The sequence below is a fragment of the Streptomyces sp. NPDC041713 genome (assembly GCF_055591085.1).
In genome coordinates, this window is the sequence record NZ_JBVIZY010000008.1 from 271,214 (window position 1) to 288,865 (window position 17,652).

The window sequence follows — 17,652 nt, forward strand, 5'->3', positions numbered from 1 at the left end:
TCGAACGAGCGGACAGCTATTGATTGCCGCAGGCATCAAGCCGGGCAGAGGGCAGGGTTTCGGGCCACGCGAACGCGCACCCCTCGTCCATCCCCGTGTCGGGCCGTGGCGACCGTCAGGCGGAGGCGCGGGCGGCCTGGCGGGGCGGTGCCACGGGCGTCCCCGTGACGTACTGGACGTACTCGCGCTGCAGCCGGAAGCCGGCGGTCCAGGCCAGCAGACGGCTGGGGCGGTTGTCGCGGCCGCAGGACCAGCTCGCCGTGCGGCCGCGCGCGGCGATGTCCGCGCACAGCGCGGTGACACAGGCGAGGGCCAGGCGCTCGCGGCGGCGCTCGGGCGCGGTGAGCACCGCCACGTCCTCGTACGCCTGCCCGGTGAAGTAGCTGCACGCCACGGCGGCGACCCGGCCGCCGCGGTCGACGGCCGCCCAGCCGTGCCCGGAGGCGGCGAGGCCTTCGGGCCCGCCCCAACTGTCGTGGATCCAGGCGGACTCGGGGCCGAGGGCCGTGAGTGCGGGGGCGTCGTCGGGCGTCAGCCGGCGGACCGTCACGCTGCGCGGCGTGCGGGGCGGGTCCGTCTTCTCGCGGTGTACGTACACCATCCGCTCGGCCGGTACGAGCCGGTCGAAGGCGGCGCCGAGCACCGGCAGGAACCGGGCGGGAGCCTCGACGTGGCTGCGTGCGAAGGGGGCCAGCAGGTCCGGCGCGAGGCTGCCCGCGTCGCCGCGCAGCAGCACGTGGCCCGCGCACGAGACCGCCACGGCCCGCGGGTCGAGCGCACGGTCGGCCCACCAGCGCCCGACGCCGACGGCCGCCACGTGCTCGGGCAGGGAGCCGGGGCCGGGCGTGCCGGGGGTGAACCAGCGGGGCACGGCGGGCAGGTGGTGCGGGGGGACCTCGATCATCAGGCGCTCCTCCGGAGTGAGACCTTCGGGTGAAACGGGTGAAACGGGTGCGACGGCGGGTGGAACCGGTGTGCCGGGGCGGGACGGGTGTGCCGGGAGGGACCGGTGCGCCGGTCGATCGGCCCCCGGCCGGAGGGCCGGCCGCCCCGCGCCGAGCACCATCGCGCCGGACTCCCGCTGTGCCGCACATCCAACTGTCCCGCGCCCACAGGCTCAAGACCGCCTCATCGACTCCGACTCGACCCGTACGAGTGGACGGTGTGCGCGTCGGCATCGCGTCAGAGGACGGCGACGTCGCGTCAACGTCACGTCAGGGAGGGTCGGTTGGCACGGGGTGCCGGGCATAACGTCGTCGTGTCCCGCAGGTTTCGTACGCCCCCTGTCTCCACCGGAGGAATCCCATGACCGCGCTTCTGTACGGCGAGGACCCCGAGCCCTGCGAACCCGGCCCGGCCGGGCCCCTGTTCGTCCCCGTCCGGCCGGGACCCGCGGGCTGCGTGGCCCGCCTGTTCCGTACCCCCGTGGGCGGACGCACCGCCGTCGCCTTCACCACCGAACAGCGGCTGCGCGCCGCCCTCGGGCCCCGGCAGCCGTGGATCCGCCTCTCCGAACCGGCGCTCAGGTCGCTGACCGAGCCGCTCGGCGTCGGTGAGGTCACCGTCGACCCGCGCCTGGCCGCGCACGCCGTGGGCCACCCGCGGCGGCTGTCCCCGGAGCGCCCCACGACCGACTGGCGGAGCCCGGACCTGGACGCGGACCTGAGGCCGACGGGCAGCCCCCGGCGGCTCACCGGCGCCGCCGCCCAAGTGGGCGCCCTGACCCTGTGGTTCGGCTGAGGACGAGGCGAAGAGAGAAACCGTCATGACCACACTGCGCGTACCCCCGCTCACCCAGGCCCCGGCCCGGTACGACGAGGCCGTAAGGCACGAAGAAGTCATCAGGCACGAAGAAGTCATCAGGCGCGACGAGGTCATCAAGCCCGACGATGCGATCCGGCACGACGAGACGCTCCCGTACGACGACGACCTGTCCGTCTGGCCCGCGTCCACCGCCCGCCTCCCCGACGGCGACCTCACCGTCGGCGGCGTGCCGCTCACCGAGGTCGCCGAGCGGTTCGCCACCCCCGCCTACCTCATTGACGAAGGCGACGTACGGGCCCGCTGCCGCACGTACCGGCGCGCCTTCCCGGACGGCGAAGTCCTGTACGCGGCCAAGGCGTTCCTGTGCCGCGCCATGGCGCACTGGGTGGACGAGGAGGGCCTCGGCCTGGACGTGTGCTCGGCCGGTGAGCTGGAGCTGGCCGTCACGACGGGGTTCCCCGCCCACCGCGTCGTGCTGCACGGCAACGCCAAGAGCCCGCAGGACCTGCGGGCCGCCCTGCGGCTCGGGGTGGGCCGGATCGTCATCGACAGCGCGTCGGAGATCGCCAGGATCGCCGCCGCCGTACCCCCGGGCAGCCGGCAGAAGGTGCTGGTCCGGGTGGTGCCGGGGATCGCGGCGGGCGGCCACGCCAAGATCCGGACGGGCACCGACGACCAGAAGTTCGGCCTGTCCCTCAACGACGGCTCCGCCCAGCACGCGATCGCCCGCATCCTGGACCAGCCGACCCTCGAACTCGTGGGCCTGCACTGCCATCTGGGCTCACAGATCACTTCGGTGAAGCCGTTCGTCGCCGCGGTGCGACGCCTGGTCGGGCTCATGGCCCGCATAGCGGACCAGCACGGCGTCACCCTCCCCGAACTGGACCTCGGCGGCGGCCACGGCATCGCGTACCGCCCCGGCGAGGAGGCGCTCGACGTCACCGCGCTCGCGCGCCGGGTGCGCGCCGAGCTCGAACAGAGCTGCGCGGCGGCGGGCCTGCCGGTGCCGCGCCTCGTGGTGGAGCCGGGCCGCGCCATCGCGGGGCCCGCCGGGGTGGCGCTCTACCGCGTCCTCGCGGTCAAGCGGACCGGCGGCACGACCTTCGTCGCCGTCGACGGCGGGATGAGCGACAACCCGCGACCGGCCCTCTACGGCGTGCGCTACGTGCCACGCCTGGTCGGACGGCGCTCCACGGCGGCCCCCGCCCCGGTGACGGTCGTCGGCCGGCACTGCGAGGCGGGCGACATCCTCGCCTCGGACGTGGCGCTGCCCGGCGACGTACGGCCCGGAGACCTGCTCGCCGTCCCGGTGGCCGGGGCGTACCACCTGTCGATGGCCTCCGGCTACAACCTCGTGGGCCGCCCACCTGTGGTTGCCGTGTCCGAGGGGCACGCACGGCTGCTGGTCCGCCGTGAGTCGCTGGAGGACTTCCGCAGCCGCGACGTGGGCCTCTGACCGGAACGCGCGACGGCCCCGGGGCGGGAAGCCCCGGGGCCGTGACGTCGTACGTTGTGCGCTGGGGCAGCGGTCGGCCGGCCCCCAGCCGGCGCTAGAGGATCGCGCCCGGCGTGTAGGCCGCGGCCTCCGGGTGCTCCTTGAGCAGCGCCTCGATCTGCGCGACGACCGTGCCGACCTGGTCGCTCGCGGCGCCGGTGAAGGACAGCTTGTCGGCCATCAGCTCGTCCAGCTCCGCGCGGCCAAGAGGGATGCGGGCGTCCGCGGCGAGCTTGTCGAGCAGTTCGTTGCGCTCGGCGCCCTGCTCGCGCATGGCGAGCGCGGAGGCGACCGCGTTCTCCTTGATCGCCTCGTGGGCCTCCTCGCGGCCGACGCCCGCGCGCACCGAGGCCATCAGGACCTTGGTGGTGGCGAGGAAGGGGAGGTAGCGGTCCAGCTCGCGCGCGACGACGGCGGGGAAGGCGCCGAACTCGTCGAGCACGGTCAGGAAGGTCTCCAGCAGCCCGTCGAGCGCGAAGAACGCGTCCGGCAGGGCGACGCGCCGCACCACGGAGCAGGAGACGTCGCCCTCGTTCCACTGGTCGCCCGCCAGCTCGCCGGTCATCGACGCGTAGCCGCGCAGGATGACGGTGAGGCCGTTGACGCGCTCGCAGGAGCGGGTGTTCATCTTGTGCGGCATCGCGGACGAGCCGACCTGGCCCGGCTTGAAGCCCTCGGTCACCAGCTCGTGGCCGGCCATCAGGCGGATCGTCTTGGCCAGCGAGGAGGGCGCCGACGCGACCTGCACGAGGGCCGTGACGACCTCGTAGTCGAGCGAGCGCGGGTAGACCTGGCCGACCGAGGTGAACGCGCGGTCGAAGCCGAGGTGCCCGGCGATCCGCTGCTCCAGGTCGTTCAGCTTCTCCGCGTCGCCGCCGAGCAGGTCGAGCATGTCCTGGGCGGTGCCGACCGGGCCCTTGATGCCACGCAGCGGGTAGCGGCCGAGCAGGTCGTCGAGGCGGCGGTAGGCGACGAGCAGTTCGTCGGCGCCGGTCGCGAAGCGCTTGCCCAGCGTCGTCGCCTGCGCGGCGACGTTGTGGGAACGGCCCGCCATGACCAACTCGGCGTACTCGCCGGCGAGCTTGCCGAGCCGGGCGAGGACCGCGACGGTACGCGAGCGGATCAGCTCCAGGGAGAGCCGGATCTGCAGCTGCTCCACGTTCTCGGTGAGGTCGCGCGAGGTCATGCCCTTGTGGACGTGCTCGTGCCCGGCCAGGGCGTTGAACTCCTCGATGCGGGCCTTCACGTCGTGGCGCGTGACCTTCTCGCGCTCGGCGATCGAGGCCAGGTCGACCTGGTCGAGCACGCGCTCGTAGTCGGCGATGGCGGCGTCCGGGACCTCGATCCCGAGGTCCTTCTGCGCGCGCAGCACGGCGAGCCAGAGCTGACGCTCCAGCTTCACCTTCTGCTCGGGCGACCAGAGGGTGGCGAGCTCGGCGGAGGCATAACGTCCGGCGAGGACGTTCGGGATACGGGGCTTTGCAGGCGCGGCAGTCACGTGTACGGATTCTACTGGGCGTTCGTGCAGGCCAGCGCCACGCCCCCGTTCGTCGGAAGCTACGAGACGGGCGCCGTCCGTCGCCGCGCGGGCGGGCCCCGTACGACTGCGGGTCGGCCCCTAGGGGCGCGGGTCCTCGTAGGGGAGCAGGTCGGGGCGCTTCGGGGCGCGGCCGTCGCCGGAGGAGCGGCCGGTGAGGCGGCGGCCTATCCACGGCCCGAGGTACTGGCGGGCGAAGCGGGCGTCGGCGATCCGGCGCGAGGTCCAGCCCGGCGGCACGGCGACGGGCAGCGGGCTCTGCCAGTCGTCCTCGGCGTCGTACCCGAGCGCCTGCCACACGGCCTCGGCGATCCTGCGGTGGCCCTCGGCGGTCGGGTGCAGCCGGTCCACGTCCCACAACCGCTGGTCGCCGAGGACGGCCGCGCCGTACAGGTCCACGACCAGCGCGCCGTGCCGCCCCGCCAGATCCTCGACGTACGAGTAGAGCTCCTCCATGCGCGGCCGGAATCGCTGCAGGACGGGGCCGTTGCGGCCCGGACTGCGCATCAGGACGAGCTGCTTGCAGGAGGGGGCGAGCCGCTCGACGGCCTCCTCGAGCAGGGCGCGCACGCGGCCCATGTCGCACTTGGGACGCAACGTGTCGTTGAGCCCGCCGACCAGGGTGACCACGTCGGCCTGCATGGCGGCCGCGATGTCCACCTGCTCGTCGACGATCTGGCCGATGAGCTTGCCCCGCACCGCGAGGTTCGCGTAGCGGAAACCGGGGGCGCGCGCGGCCATCCGGCCGGCCAGGAGGTCGGCCCAGCCGCGATAGGTGCCGTCGGGCATGAGGTCCGACATGCCCTCGGTGAAGGAGTCGCCCACCGCGACGAGACTGGTGTAGTTGGCATTCATCTGCATGGCGGGAGCGATGGTATCTCGCCGGGGCCAGTCGGCGTCGGGCGTCGGGCGTGATCGGCTTCGGAGAGCCGGGCGACGGCCGCCCGGACCCTGGGCAGCGTGGCGGCCCCGCGGTATGCCGGAGGCACGCCGTCGTCACGAGAGAGCGAGCCCGCCATGTGGACCGCAGCATTCTGGAAGGCCACCGCGGAACGCGCGGTCCGCACGTTCGCCCAGGCGCTGGCCGCCGTTCTGGTGGCTGGGGCGACGAGCCTCCTCGACGTCCCCTGGGGCGCCGCCTTCGCGACGGCGGGACTGGCCGCGCTGCTCGCCGTCCTGACGGCGGTCGGCGCCTCGGAGGCCGGCGCGCACGGCCCGGGCATCACCGAGCGTCCGAACCCTACGACTCACGCCGGGGCGGGAGAGCCGGCCCGCTGAGGGGCGGGGGAGGCGTGGCGCCGGAGCCACGACGACGGGTCGCGGCTCCGGCGGCCCCCTAAGGGGCCCAAGAGGGCCCAAGGGGCCGTCCAGCCGATCACGCGGGCTGGCCGAAGAGCTCCCGCAGCACGTCCTCCATCGTGACCATGCCGGCCAGCCGCCCGTCCGCGCCGAGCACCGCCGCCACGTGCGTACGGCTGCCGCGCATGGCGGTCAGCACGTCGTCCAGCGGCGTCGTCTCGCGCACCTGGGCGATCTTGCGCATCTCCGGCACCCGGAAGGGCAGATCGCGCGGCGCCCGGTCCAGGGCGTCCTTGACGTGCAGATAGCCGACGATGCGTCGGCCGTCGTCCACCACGGGGAAGCGGGAGAACCCGGAGTCCGCCGAGAGCTGCTCCAGCTTCTCCGGGGTGACGCCCACGCGCGCGTAGACGACGTCCTCCAGCGGCAGGACCACGTCCCTGACCGGACGGCGCCCCAGCTCCAGCGCGTCGTGCAGCCGCTCCTGCGCGCGGTCGTCGATCAGCCCCGCGTCACCGGAGTCCTTGACCATGCGGGCGAGGTCCTCGTCGGAGAAGCTCGCCGACACCTCGTCCTTCGCCTCCACGCGCAACAGCTTCAGGAGTCCGTTGGCGAACGCGTTGATCGCGAAGATCACCGGGCGCAGCGCCCGCGCGAGCGCCACCAGCGGCGGGCCGAGGAGCAGCGCCGAGCGCACCGGCTCGGCCAGCGCGATGTTCTTCGGGATCATCTCGCCGAGCAGCATGTGCAGGTAGGTCGCCACGATCAGCGCGAGCACGAACGAGATCGGGTGGACCAGGCCGTCCGGCACACCGACCACGTCGAACACCGGCTCCAGCAGATGCGCGAGGGCCGGCTCCGCGACGATGCCGAGGACCAGGGTGCACAGCGTGATGCCCAGCTGCGCCGCGGCGAGCAGCGCCGACACATGCTGAAGACCCCACATCACGCTCTTGGCACGCCGGTCCCCCTCGTCCGCGTACGGCTCGATCTGACTGCGGCGTACGGAGATGAGCGCGAACTCGGCGCCCACGAAGAAGGCGTTGACGACGAGCGTCGCCAGCGCGATCAGCAACTGGATGGCGGTCATCGGGCATCCTCCTCGTGGTCGTCGGTGTCCAGGGGTGCGTGCAGCATGACCCGCGCGGCGCGCCGGCCCGCGGCGTCCACGACGTCGAGCCGCCACCCGCCCACGTCGACGCCGTCACCGACGGCGGGGATGCGGCCGAGCTCGGTGGCGACGAGGCCGGCGAGCGTCTCGTACGGCCCGTCGGGCGCCCGCAGGCCGACCCGCGCGAGCTGGTCGGTACGGGCCGCGCCGTCGGCGGAGTAGAGGGTTCTGCCGTCGTCGTCGGTGCCGGCGAGGGCGATGTCGGGCGTTTCGTGGGGGTCGTGCTCGTCCCGCACCTCGCCGACGACCTCCTCGACGATGTCCTCCAGGGTGGCGACGCCTGCGGTGCCTCCGTACTCGTCGATGACCACGGCCATGGTGCGCTTGCCCGAGAGCCGGTCGAGGAGCCGCTCGACGGTCAGCGTCTCCGGTACGAGCAGGGGCTCGCGCATCAGCTCGGCGACGGACACGCGCTGCCTGCGCTCGGCCGGTACGGCGAGCACGTCCTTGATGTGGGCGATACCGACGACCGTGTCGAGGTTGCCGCGGTAGACCGGGAAGCGGGAGAGGCCCGTGGCGCGCGTGGCGTTGGCGACGTCCTCGCAGGTGGCGTGCACATCGAGGGCCATGACCTGGACGCGGGGCGTCATCACGTTCTCCGCGGTCAGGTCGGCGAGGTTCAGGGTGCGCACGAACAGCTCGGCGGTGTCCGCCTCCAGGGCCCCCGCCTTGGCGGAGTGCCGGGCCAGCGCGATGAGTTCCTTGGGGCCGCGGGCGGAGGCGAGCTCCTCGGTGGGTTCGAGGCCGAAGCGGCGCACCGAATGGTTCGCGGTGTTGTTCAGATGGGCGATGAAGGGCCGGAACATGGCGCTGAACAGGCGCTGCGGCGTGGCCACCCGCTTGGCGACGGCGAGCGGCGAGGAGATCGCCCAGTTCTTCGGGACCAGCTCGCCGATGACCATCAGGAAGACCGTCGACAGGGCCGTGCCGAGCACCAGGGCGATGGACGATGCCGCCGACCGGGACGCCCCGAGGTCGCGCAGCGGGCCGGCGATGAGCTTGGCGATGGAGGGCTCGGAGAGCATGCCGACCACCAGGTTGGTGACCGTGATGCCGAGCTGTGCGCCGGAGAGCTGGAAGGTGAGGTTCTTGACGGCTTTGAGGGCGCCGGCGGCGCCGCGCTCGCCCCGCTCGGCGGCCCGCTCGAGCTCGCTGCGCTCGACCGTCGTGAGGGAGAACTCCGCGGCGACGAAGACGCCGCACGCCAGGCAGAGCAGCAGCGCCACGAGGAGCAGAAGCACTTCGGTCATCGGGTCACCTCCGTCCCATGATCGGACAGGGGCGGGAGGAATGCGCGATGTCGGGTACTGGGAGGCTCGCCCATGGGCGGACGCTCACACCTTTCAGTCGGATACGAGTGGTGGAACCATGGTAAAGGATCAGCAAAGCCACTCGAGCCCCTGTGGGGCCCGGCCGGTCAGGCCGTGGCTCACTCGGTGAGCGGCTTCACCCAGCGGCTCCACTGTGGCTCGGGAGCGTAGCCCGCCGCGCGCCAGGTGTGCTGGGCGGGTTCGTTGCGGTCCAGGACCATCGCGTCCCCGCGGCGCCCGCCGAGCCGTACGAACCGCTCCTCTGCGGCGGCGAGCAGTGCCGTCCCCACACCGCGCCGCCGGTGGTCCGGGTGGACGGCCAGGCGGTAGAGGTGGCAGCGCCAGCCGTCGAATCCCGCGATGACCGTGCCCGCGAGCACCCCGTCGCGCTCGGCCAGGATCAGCGCCTGCGGATCGCGGGCCACGAGCCGCTCCACGCCGGAGCGGTCGTCGCTGATGCTGGTGCCCTCGGCGGCCACCTTCCAGAAGGCCAGCACCGCGTCGAGGTCCTCGGGCGCAGCGGCCCGTACACGGAGGTCGTCCCTGCCGTCACGAAGATCATCCATGCCGGCATCCCACCACCGGCCAATCCCTGGCGCAGCGCGTTTCAGGATGCGGACGATGGACCGGGGTCGGGGCGCGGTCGAGAGGCCGGGGCGCCGGGCCCGTACACGCCCCGTCGCCCCGTCACTCGTGCGCGATGGCCGCCAGCACGTTCATGCGCGAGGCCCGCAGGGCGGGGAGCAGCGCCGCCGCGAGCCCGACGACCACCGAGCCGATCACCACCGCGACGATCGTCGTCCAGGGGAACGCCAGCTCCTTCATGCCCTGGAGCGCGAGGATCTGCTGCACGGCGACGCCCCAGACCAGACCGAGCGCGAGGCCGAGCAGCGCGCCGAACACCGCGATCACCACCGACTCCAGGCGGATCATGCGGCGCAGCTGACGCCGGCCGAGCCCGATGGCGCGCAGCAGCCCGATCTCCCGGGTGCGCTCCACGACCGACAGCGCCAGGGTGTTGACCACACCAAGGACGGCGATGACGATCGCGAGCCCGAGGAGCGCGTAGACGAGGTAGAGCATCACGGCGATCTGCTGCCGGATCAGCTCCTTGTAGTCGGCCTGGTCGCGCACCTGCACCTGCGGATACGGGTCGAGGGTCCTGTCCAGGCGCGCCCGCAGCGTGTCCGCGTCCGTGCCGGGGGCCGCGTTGACGTACAGCGCGGAGTCCTGGCCGCCCGGCACGTACTTCTCGACCGTGCCGAACCCAAGGAAGAGGCCGCCCTCCACGCCGAACCCCTCGGGCGAGTCCTGGTCGGTGAGCGCGCCGACCGTCAGCTTCGCCGCGCGCCCGCCGGGGAACGTCACGGACAGCGTGTCGCCGACGCGCACCCGGTGCTTGTGCGCGAAGTCCTTGTCCATGCCGATCCGGCCTGCCGCCAGCGCGGCGCGTGAACTCCCTTGCGCGTACGTGACCTTGGCGACGTCGTCGAGCCGAGGATCGTATCCCGCGGCGGTCGACTCGACGTTCTTGCCGTCGGGCAGGGCCAGTTCGACGGGGGTGAAGCGCTGGCGCACGACGAGGCCCGCGCCGTCGGTGCCCTTGACCTTTCCGGTGATCTCCGAGGAGAACGGCAGGAAGTTGCTGTTCTGCACGACGAAGTCGGCCCCGAGGGTCTTGTCGATCTGCCGGTCGAACGACTTCGTCATCGACGCGCTGGCCACCGAGAGCCCGCCGACCAGCGCGAGTCCCACCATCAGCGCGGCCGCCGTGGCGCCCGTGCGGCGCGGGTTGCGCAGCGCGTTGCGCTGGCTCATCCGGCCGACCGAGCCGAAGACCGCGGGGAACGCGCCGCCGAGGACCCGGATCACCGGCCGGACCAGGAGAGGCCCCGCGATGATGGTGGCGACCAGGGTCAGGACGATGCCGAGGCCGAGCAGGGACGACGCCGACGCGGTCTTCTCCGCGGTGGCGCAGCCCACCAGTGCGGCGGCGCCGGCCGCGCCGACGAGGGCGCCGGCGATCGCCCGTACCCGCAACGGCCGCCCCACACCCGCGATCTCGGCGTCGGCGAGGGCCGCCATCGGTGAGACGTGCGCGGCCCGCCGGGCCGGCAGATACGCCGCGACGAAGGTGACGCCGACCCCGACCACGTACGCGGCCACCGGCGTCACCCACCCGATGACCATCTCCGTGGACTTGAGGTTCATCCCGAGCAGGCCGATCAGCTCGATCAGACCGAGGGCGAGACCGATCCCGGCGGCGAGCCCCAGCGTCGAGCCGGCCAGGCCGAGCAGCAACGCCTCGATGAGCACGGAGCGGCGCACCTGCTTGCGGTCGGCGCCGAGCGCGCGCAGCAGGCCCAGTTCGCGCGTGCGCTGCGCGATGAGCATCGAGAAGGTGTTGACGATCAGGAAGATGCCCACGAGGACGGCGACACCGGCGAAGCCGAGCATCACGTACTTGATGACGTCCAGGAATCCGCCGAGCTGGGCGGCGGCCGAGTCGGCCTGTTCGTCGGCGGTCTCCAGCTCGTAGCCGGAGCCCAGTTCGGCGGCGATCCGCCGCTTGAGGGCGGTGTCGGAGACGCCGTCGGCGGCCGTCACCGAGATGCTCGTCGCCTCGTCCGCCGAGCCGAGGAGCTTGTCCTGGGCGGTCGGTGTGTCCAGGTAGACCAGGGCGGCCCCGGGGTTGGTGGTGGTGAAGGTGGCGATGCCGACGACCTCGACCTTGAAGGAGCCGGGGCGCGCGAGGACGGTGAGGGTGTCGCCGATCTCCACGTCCTTCTTGTCGGCCGTGTCCGCGTCGAGCATCGCCTGGCCCGCACCGCGCGGTGCGTGGCCCGAGGTGAGCTCCACGGGGCTGCGGTCGCTCGGGTACCAGTTGGTGGCGACGGTGGGGGCGCCCGTCGTCGGGCCCACGGATTCGTTGTCGCGGTCGACGACGGTGATGTTGTCGACCGACGCGTCGACGTGCGTGTCCTCGACCCCGGCGACCCGGTCGACCCGGTCCTTCAGGCGCACCGGCACCGTCGGCGTCTGTCCCGAGGGCACCGCCTCGTCCAGGTCGTCCTTGGGCGAGACGGTCACGTCGGCCGCTGTGGAGGCGAAGAGCCGGTCGAAGGTGCGGGTCACCGTGTCCGAGAAGATCAGGCTGCCCGTCACGAACGCCACCGAGAGGATGACGGCGAGCGCGGAGAGCATCAGCCTGCCCTTGTGCGCGAGGAAACTCTTGAGCGTCGCCTTCAGCACCGCGGGCCCCGGCTCAGTCCTGCGCGGACGGACGGTCGGTCTGCGGGGAGGTGGGTTGGCGCGCTCCGGGTGCCATCGCCTGCAGCGTGTCGAACCGCTTCATGCGCTCCAGGACGGCGTCCGCCGTCGGGCGCTCCATGTCGTCCACGATCCTGCCGTCGGCGAGGAAGAGGACCAGATCGGAGTGGGCGGCCGCGCCGGGGTCGTGGGTCACCATCACCACCGTCTGACCGAGCTGGTCCACCGCGTCGCGCAGGAAGCCGAGGACTTCGAGCCCGGCCCGCGAGTCGAGGTTGCCCGTCGGCTCGTCGGCGAAGATCAGCTCGGGTTTGGCGGCCAGGGCCCGCGCACAGGCCACCCGCTGCTGCTGCCCGCCGGACAGCTGGGCGGGCCGGTGTTTGAGGCGGTCCCGCAGGCCCAGTGCGTCGATCACGTGCTCCAGCCAGTCGCGATCCGGCCGCTGCCCCGCGATGTCCATCGGGAGCGTCATGTTCTCCAACGCGTTGAGGGTGGGGATGAGGTTGAAGGACTGGAACATGAAGCCGATGCGGTCCCGCCGCAGCCGGGTCAGCTCCCTCTCCTTCAGACCCGTGATCTCCGTGTCGCCGAGCCACACCTGGCCGGCCGAGACGCCGTCGAGCCCCGCCAGACAGTGCATCAGGGTGGACTTCCCGGAGCCGGAGGGGCCCATGACAGCCGTGAACCGCTCACGCGCGATGTCCACGTCGACCGAGTCGAGGGCGAGGACGGCCGTCTCGCCCGAGCCGTACGCCTTGGTGAGGCCGCGGGCGCGCGCGGCGGTCCCGGCGGCCCCCGAACGTCCCGTGAACGGTGCCGAAGCAGCTGTGGACAAGGCGGCCTCCTGGGTTGTGGCCGTTCCAACTCCCGTGACCGTGCCGAGAGTAGTGGGCCGCCTGAGTGTCCGGTATCCCTCCGAGGTCGGGCCCCGAGACGCATGTAAGGGGCATGGTCCGGCGCCCTTGTCGCGCTAGCACTTGGGCGCTAGCTTGACGGTATGGCGAAGACCCAGTTGAACGTACGCGTGGACGAGGGCACCGCCCGGGCCGCGCGGGAGCGGGCTTTGGCCCGGGGCATGAGCGTCAACCGCTACATCGAAGAACTCGTCAGACAGGACTCCGGCGAGGTGGGACACACCTTCGTCGAGGCCGCCGCCGACTTCATGAAGCAGTACGAGTCCGTATTCGCCGAGGAGTTCGGCGTCGAACGCGAAGGCAGCCGCCCGCTGCGTGAAGGTCGTCGCTGAGCCGTTGAACCTCAGAATCGACCTTGCCTGGCTCCTGATGATCGCCGAACACAAGACGCCCGGAGACCCCCAGGTCACCGACTGGGGCGCACTCGTCGCCGCCGTCGGCAGACACGAGGCGGAGTTATTCGGGATGCCCGTCTACGAGACCCCGCACGACCGCGCGGCGGCGCTCCTCCAGCTCCTGCTACACATCCCCGCGCTCGAACGCTCCAACGCGCTCTTCGCCGCCTCCGTCGCGTACGCCTACCTCGTCTCCAGCGGCCTCAAGGTCGTCACCTCGCCCGAGCAGGTGCGCGACCTGGCGCGGCTGGTGAAGGAGGACGGCGCGAGCGTGCACGACATCGCGGCGGAGCTGCGCCAGTGGAGCCTGTGACGTCCTGAGCGGGGCCGGATCAGGGTGCGTCATCCGGGCGCAGCGCCGTGCCGATCACGCAGTACGAGGTGGGCAGGCGCGGCCCCTTCGCGGGCACCAGCAGGTGGCGGTGGTCGCCCACCTCGAAGCCGGCCTCGCGCAGCGCGCCCAGCGTGTCGCGTCCGACGTGACAGCCGCCGAACAGCGACGGCCATACCGTGCGGTCCAGGGCGCGCTGGGTGGCGGACATCAGCCTCCCCGGCGCGCGGCCGTGCTCGAAGAACCGCACCTGCCCACCGGGCCGCAGCACGCGCCGCAGCTCGGCCAGCGCCCGCGGCACGTCGCGCACGCTGCACAGCACCAGGGAGAGGACGGCCGCGTCGAACGCCTCGCTCTTGACGGGCAGCGCCTCAGCGGCGCCCGGCACGACGTCCACGGGCACGTCCGCGCGCAGCGCCGCGGTGACCGCCAACCGCCGCAGCATGCGCTCCGGTTCGATCGCCACGACCTCGGAGACAGCGCCCGGGTAGTACCCGAAGTTGAGGCCGTTGCCGGCGCCCACCTCGATGACCTGCCCGGAGAGCCCGGCGAGCAGCTCGCGGCGGCGGGGGCCGATCAGGGGTTCGGCGGCGACGCTCTGACGGGCGTAGAACCGGGCGAAGACGGGGTGGTGCACGGCGTCCCGGGACGCAGCGGATCGGGCGGAGCGCGGCGACATGGGCCCTCCTCGGCGGAGCGAGCGGATACCGCCATGGTGCCCTCAGGGAGGCCGTTCTCCGCAGTCCCCGGGCCGAGGTGTTGCCGACGTGTTTCGGTGGCGTCCCTTACGGGTGGTCCGCCGGGGCGCCTCGCCCCGGCGGACCGGTCACCGAAGGCGGGGCCGGATCAGCGCGGCGCGGGCGCCTCACGCTCCGCGAACGACGCCCCGTCCCAGGTGCCGCCGAGCTCGGGCCCGAGCCAACTCCCGGCCGCCGCGCGGAAGGCCGGTCCGTCCAGCAGCCCCGACCCCTCGGGGATCGCCCCGAGCAGGGCCCGGCCGGATGCCCCCGGAAGATCCGCGAGGTTGCACCGGGACGCCAGGTCCGGCGCGGCGGGCCAGCTGCCGACGACGACACCCAACTGCGCCACCCCGCGCACCCGCAGGGCCTCCGCGGTCAGCGTCGTCGCGTTCAGGGTGCCGAGCCCCGCCGCGGCGACCACCAGGACCGGCGCGTCCAGGAGCCGCGCCACGTCCGCCAGCGTGCCGCCCTCGTCGTCGAGGCGTACGAGCAGTCCGCCCGCGCCCTCGACCAGGACCAGGTCGTGCTCGACGGCCAGCTTCCGGGCGGCGTCGGCCACGTCCTGCGGGCTCACCGGATTCATTCCGGCCCGCCGGGCTGCCGTGTCGGGGGCCAGCGGCTCGGGGAAACGGGCGAGTTCGAGCGTGGTGACGGCGTCGCCGGCCAGCCGCGCCACCTCCTGCGCGTCCCCCGGCTCGCCGGGCGCGACGCCGGTCTGCGTGCCCTTGAGCACGGCGACGCTCCGCCCCGCCGCGAGAGCGACGGCTGCCACGGCGGCCGTCGTCACCGTCTTGCCGATCTCCGTGCCCGTACCGGACACCATGATCACCGTCATGTCAGCCCTCCCGTGCCGCGGCGCACACCGCGCGGGCGATCCGCGCTACGTCGTCGTCCCCCGTGATGAACGGGGGCATCGTGTAGATCAGGTCGCGGAACGGCCGCAGCCACACGCCCTCACGGACCGCCGCGCGCGTCGCCGCCGCCATGTCCACCGGGTGGTCCAGCTGGACCACGCCGATCGCGCCGAGGACGCGGACGTCCCGTACGGACGCGGAGTCGGCAGCCTCGGCCAGACCGCCCCGCAGCCCCGACTCGATGCGCTTGACCTCGGTCTGCCAGTCCTGCCCGAGCAGCAGGTCGATCGAGGCCCCGGCGACCGCCGCGGCCAGCGGGTTGCCCATGAACGTCGGCCCGTGCGCGAGCACCGGCACCTCGCCCCGTGAGATGCCGTCGGCGACCCGCGTCGTGCACAGCGTCGCCGCCAGCGTCAGATAACCGCCGGTCAACGACTTGCCGAGGCACATCACATCGGGCGTGACGCCCGCGTGCTCCGCCGCGAACAGCGCTCCCGTACGGCCGAAGCCCGTCGCGATCTCGTCGAAGACGAGCAGCACGTCGTGCGCGTCGCACGCCTCGCGCAGCACCCGCAGATAGGCGGGGGAGTGGAACCGCATCCCGCCCGCGCCCTGCACCACGGGCTCGACGATCACGGCCGCCAGCTCGTGGGCGTGGCGTCCGATCATGTCGTGCAGATGGGTCGCGTACGACTCCTCGTACGCCGACGGCGGCGCGTCCGCGAACACCTGGCGCGGCAGGACGCCCTGCCAGAGCTCGTGCATCCCGCCGTCCGGATCGCAGACGGCCATCGGCTGCCAGGTGTCCCCGTGGTAGCCGCCGCGCCAGGTCAGCACCCGCTGCTTCGCGGGGCGGCCGAGGGAGCGCCAGTACTGCAGGCACATCTTCAGGGCGACCTCGACCGAGACGGAGCCGGAGTCGGCGAGGAAGACGTGTTCGAGCCCCTCGGGCGACATGTCGACAAGGCGCTTCGCGAGCCGGACCGCGGGCTCGTGGGTGAGCCCGCCGAACATGACGTGGCTCATGCGGTCCAGCTGGCCGCGCACGGCGTCGTTGAGGACGGGGTGGTTGTAGCCGTGGATCGCCGACCACCAGGACGACATCCCGTCGACCAGCTCCGGGCCGCCGCCCGCGAGGCGCAGCCGGACGCCGCTCGCGGACTCGACGACCAGGGGTTCCTGGCGGCCGGGCATCGGCCCGTAGGGGTGCCAGACGTGCTGCCGGTCGAGGGCGAGGAGCTCCGCGGTGGACAGGTCAGGCATTGGGCGCCAGGTCCGTTCCCGCGCCCCGGCGGCGCACCGCCACCAGGTCCGTCCGCACCTCGCCCGGTTCGGCCGAGGCCGAGACCGAACCCGTGACCGTTGCCGCGGCTTCGCCCACCGGCTGTGCGGCCTGCTCCGCGGACTGCTCCGCGATCGGCTCAGGAGCACCGCACGGACCACAGCCGCCGCCCTCGTGCGTGCCGCAGCCGCCGCCCTCGTGCGCCCCGGACCCACACCCGGCCGCCTCGTGCGAACCGCAGCCGCCCGCCGCCGCGTCCGCGCGGTGCCGCGGCAGTGTGACCTCGTCCGCGCCCTCCACCTCGAAGCCGGCGTCCGCGATCATGTCGAGGTCCGCCTGGCCCGCCTGGCCTTCGCTGGTCAGGTAGTCGCCGAGGAAGATGGAGTTGGCGAGGTGCAGGGCGAGCGGCTGCATCGAGCGCAGATGGACCTCGCGGCCGCCCGCGATGCGCACCTCGACGTCCGGGCAGACGAACCGGACCATCGCGAGGATCCGCAGACAGCGCTGCGGCGTGAGGTTCCACTCCTTGGCCAGCGGCGTGCCCTCGAAGGGGATCAGGAAGTTCACCGGCACCGAGTCGGGGTCGAGCTCGCGCAGCGCGTACACCACGTCGACGAGGTCCGCGTCGCTCTCGCCCATGCCCGCGATCAGCCCGGAGCAGGCGGACAGGCCCGCCGCGTGCGCCTTCTGCACGGTGTCGACGCGGTCGGCGTACGTGTGGGTCTTCGTGATGCCCGCGTACGTCGCCTCGGACGTGTTGAGGTTGTGGTTGTAGGCGTCGGCGCCCGCGCCCCGCAGCCGCTCCGCCTGGCCGTCCGAGAGCAGGCCCAGGCAGGCGCACACCTCGACGCCCTCGTTCTGCTCCTTGACCGCCGCGATGGTCTGCGCCACCCGGTCGACGTCACGGTCCGTCGGCCCCCGGCCGCTGGCCACCAGGCAGACCCGCTTCGCGCCGCCCGCGACACCGGCCGCCGCGGCCTGCGAGGCCTCGTCGGGCTTCAGCCAGGTGTACTTGAGGATCTCGGCCTTGGAGCCGAGCCGCTGCGAACAGTACGAGCAGTCCTCGGGGCACAGACCCGACTTGAGGTTGACCAGATAGTTGAGTTTCACCCGCCGCCCGAACCACTGCCGCCGCACCCTCCCGGCGGCGGCCACTACGTCCAGGAGATCGTCGTCGGAGGTGGCCAGCACGGCCAGCGCCTCTTCGCGGGTCGGCAGCTCGCGCCGAAGCCCCTTGTCCACCAGCGTGTTCAGCAGATCCATGGCGCTGATCCTTACGCACGGCAGCCT

General features: G+C 72.9%; 17 protein-coding genes. 5 read left to right on the forward strand and 12 right to left on the reverse strand.

Annotated features, from left to right (window positions below):
- Positions 1–115 precede the first annotated feature (115 nt).
- The gene (locus ACZ6CV_RS25000; RefSeq protein ID WP_469252934.1) at positions 116–904 is read right to left on the reverse strand and encodes a GNAT family N-acetyltransferase; all 789 of its coding nucleotides are present in this window, start codon (positions 902–904) and stop codon (positions 116–118) included.
- Between the two features lie 401 nt (positions 905–1,305).
- Here ACZ6CV_RS25000 and ACZ6CV_RS25005 point away from each other — a divergent pair, with 401 nt between their 5' ends.
- Both ACZ6CV_RS25005 and lysA read left to right on the forward strand, forming a co-directional pair.
- Positions 1,306–1,740 (forward strand): SAV_915 family protein, encoded by a 435-nt coding sequence (locus tag ACZ6CV_RS25005; RefSeq protein WP_469252935.1) that lies wholly within the window; start codon positions 1,306–1,308, stop codon positions 1,738–1,740.
- A gap of 25 nt (positions 1,741–1,765) precedes the next feature.
- The gene (gene lysA, locus ACZ6CV_RS25010; protein WP_469252936.1) at positions 1,766–3,220 is read left to right on the forward strand and encodes a diaminopimelate decarboxylase; all 1,455 of its coding nucleotides are present in this window, start codon (positions 1,766–1,768) and stop codon (positions 3,218–3,220) included.
- A gap of 94 nt (positions 3,221–3,314) precedes the next feature.
- On the opposite strand, the gene purB is transcribed toward lysA, so the two are convergent.
- Positions 3,315–4,757 (reverse strand): adenylosuccinate lyase, encoded by a 1,443-nt coding sequence (purB, locus tag ACZ6CV_RS25015; RefSeq protein WP_469252937.1) that lies wholly within the window; start codon positions 4,755–4,757, stop codon positions 3,315–3,317.
- 120 nt (positions 4,758–4,877) lie between these two features.
- On the reverse strand, positions 4,878–5,657 hold the full coding sequence (locus tag ACZ6CV_RS25020; protein WP_469252938.1) for an SGNH/GDSL hydrolase family protein: 780 nt from the start codon (positions 5,655–5,657) through the stop codon (positions 4,878–4,880).
- A 156-nt stretch (positions 5,658–5,813) separates the two neighbouring features.
- On the opposite strand from ACZ6CV_RS25020, the gene ACZ6CV_RS25025 reads away from it, so the two are divergent.
- Positions 5,814–6,074, forward strand: coding sequence for a holin (locus tag ACZ6CV_RS25025; RefSeq protein WP_469252939.1), 261 nt, complete (start codon positions 5,814–5,816; stop codon positions 6,072–6,074).
- Between the two features lie 97 nt (positions 6,075–6,171).
- On the opposite strand, the gene ACZ6CV_RS25030 is transcribed toward ACZ6CV_RS25025, so the two are convergent.
- The 5 genes from ACZ6CV_RS25030 to ACZ6CV_RS25050 form a co-directional block, all read right to left on the reverse strand.
- Positions 6,172–7,185: a hemolysin family protein gene (locus ACZ6CV_RS25030; RefSeq protein WP_355806805.1), complete on the reverse strand. Its 1,014-nt coding sequence runs from the start codon at positions 7,183–7,185 to the stop codon at positions 6,172–6,174.
- Positions 7,182–8,516, reverse strand: coding sequence for a hemolysin family protein (locus ACZ6CV_RS25035; protein WP_469252940.1), 1,335 nt, complete (start codon positions 8,514–8,516; stop codon positions 7,182–7,184). Before ACZ6CV_RS25035 ends, ACZ6CV_RS25030 begins: the two co-directional genes overlap by 4 nt.
- Before the next feature lie 179 nt (positions 8,517–8,695).
- Positions 8,696–9,142, reverse strand: coding sequence for a GNAT family N-acetyltransferase (locus ACZ6CV_RS25040; protein WP_469252941.1), 447 nt, complete (start codon positions 9,140–9,142; stop codon positions 8,696–8,698).
- A gap of 121 nt (positions 9,143–9,263) precedes the next feature.
- Complete coding sequence (locus ACZ6CV_RS25045) at positions 9,264–11,828, reverse strand: ABC transporter permease (protein WP_469252942.1); 2,565 nt, start codon at positions 11,826–11,828, stop codon at positions 9,264–9,266.
- A gap of 13 nt (positions 11,829–11,841) precedes the next feature.
- Positions 11,842–12,681, reverse strand: coding sequence for an ABC transporter ATP-binding protein (locus tag ACZ6CV_RS25050; protein WP_362373302.1), 840 nt, complete (start codon positions 12,679–12,681; stop codon positions 11,842–11,844).
- A gap of 162 nt (positions 12,682–12,843) precedes the next feature.
- On the opposite strand from ACZ6CV_RS25050, the gene ACZ6CV_RS25055 reads away from it, so the two are divergent.
- A complete protein-coding gene (locus tag ACZ6CV_RS25055; RefSeq protein WP_355806815.1) occupies positions 12,844–13,092 on the forward strand; it encodes a toxin-antitoxin system HicB family antitoxin in 249 nt (82 codons plus the stop codon).
- A gap of 37 nt (positions 13,093–13,129) precedes the next feature.
- Positions 13,130–13,468: a fic family toxin-antitoxin system, toxin component gene (locus ACZ6CV_RS25060; RefSeq protein WP_469253031.1), complete on the forward strand. Its 339-nt coding sequence runs from the start codon at positions 13,130–13,132 to the stop codon at positions 13,466–13,468.
- A gap of 19 nt (positions 13,469–13,487) precedes the next feature.
- Here the strand turns inward: ACZ6CV_RS25060 and ACZ6CV_RS25065 are convergent, their stop codons facing one another.
- From ACZ6CV_RS25065 to bioB, 4 genes are all read right to left on the reverse strand, one after another.
- Positions 13,488–14,165 (reverse strand): class I SAM-dependent methyltransferase, encoded by a 678-nt coding sequence (locus ACZ6CV_RS25065; RefSeq protein WP_469252943.1) that lies wholly within the window; start codon positions 14,163–14,165, stop codon positions 13,488–13,490.
- A gap of 167 nt (positions 14,166–14,332) precedes the next feature.
- Positions 14,333–15,061 (reverse strand): dethiobiotin synthase, encoded by a 729-nt coding sequence (gene bioD, locus ACZ6CV_RS25070; protein WP_469252944.1) that lies wholly within the window; start codon positions 15,059–15,061, stop codon positions 14,333–14,335.
- A 1-nt stretch (position 15,062) separates the two neighbouring features.
- On the reverse strand, positions 15,063–16,343 hold the full coding sequence (locus ACZ6CV_RS25075; RefSeq protein WP_469252945.1) for an adenosylmethionine--8-amino-7-oxononanoate transaminase: 1,281 nt from the start codon (positions 16,341–16,343) through the stop codon (positions 15,063–15,065).
- Positions 16,336–17,625: a biotin synthase BioB gene (gene bioB, locus ACZ6CV_RS25080; protein ID WP_469252946.1), complete on the reverse strand. Its 1,290-nt coding sequence runs from the start codon at positions 17,623–17,625 to the stop codon at positions 16,336–16,338. Before bioB ends, ACZ6CV_RS25075 begins: the two co-directional genes overlap by 8 nt.
- Positions 17,626–17,652: the final 27 nt, after the last annotated feature.

Bases quoted from the DNA above. Each gene is read 5' to 3' on its own strand.
- ACZ6CV_RS25075 (WP_469252945.1), bottom strand. From the start codon at position 16,343: ATGCCTGACCTGTCCACCGCGGAGCTCCTCGCCCTCGACCGGCAGCAC.
- ACZ6CV_RS25035 (WP_469252940.1), bottom strand. From the start codon at position 8,516: ATGACCGAAGTGCTTCTGCTCCTCGTGGCGCTGCTGCTCTGCCTGGCG.
- ACZ6CV_RS25025 (WP_469252939.1), top strand. From the start codon at position 5,814: ATGTGGACCGCAGCATTCTGGAAGGCCACCGCGGAACGCGCGGTCCGC.
- ACZ6CV_RS25030 (WP_355806805.1), bottom strand. From the start codon at position 7,185: ATGACCGCCATCCAGTTGCTGATCGCGCTGGCGACGCTCGTCGTCAAC.
- ACZ6CV_RS25060 (WP_469253031.1), top strand. From the start codon at position 13,130: ATGATCGCCGAACACAAGACGCCCGGAGACCCCCAGGTCACCGACTGG.
- ACZ6CV_RS25055 (WP_355806815.1), top strand. From the start codon at position 12,844: ATGGCGAAGACCCAGTTGAACGTACGCGTGGACGAGGGCACCGCCCGG.
- bioB (WP_469252946.1), bottom strand. From the start codon at position 17,625: ATGGATCTGCTGAACACGCTGGTGGACAAGGGGCTTCGGCGCGAGCTG.
- ACZ6CV_RS25000 (WP_469252934.1), bottom strand. From the start codon at position 904: ATGATCGAGGTCCCCCCGCACCACCTGCCCGCCGTGCCCCGCTGGTTC.
- ACZ6CV_RS25020 (WP_469252938.1), bottom strand. From the start codon at position 5,657: ATGCAGATGAATGCCAACTACACCAGTCTCGTCGCGGTGGGCGACTCC.
- lysA (WP_469252936.1), top strand. From the start codon at position 1,766: ATGACCACACTGCGCGTACCCCCGCTCACCCAGGCCCCGGCCCGGTAC.
- bioD (WP_469252944.1), bottom strand. From the start codon at position 15,061: ATGACGGTGATCATGGTGTCCGGTACGGGCACGGAGATCGGCAAGACG.
- ACZ6CV_RS25040 (WP_469252941.1), bottom strand. From the start codon at position 9,142: ATGGATGATCTTCGTGACGGCAGGGACGACCTCCGTGTACGGGCCGCT.
- ACZ6CV_RS25005 (WP_469252935.1), top strand. From the start codon at position 1,306: ATGACCGCGCTTCTGTACGGCGAGGACCCCGAGCCCTGCGAACCCGGC.
- ACZ6CV_RS25065 (WP_469252943.1), bottom strand. From the start codon at position 14,165: ATGTCGCCGCGCTCCGCCCGATCCGCTGCGTCCCGGGACGCCGTGCAC.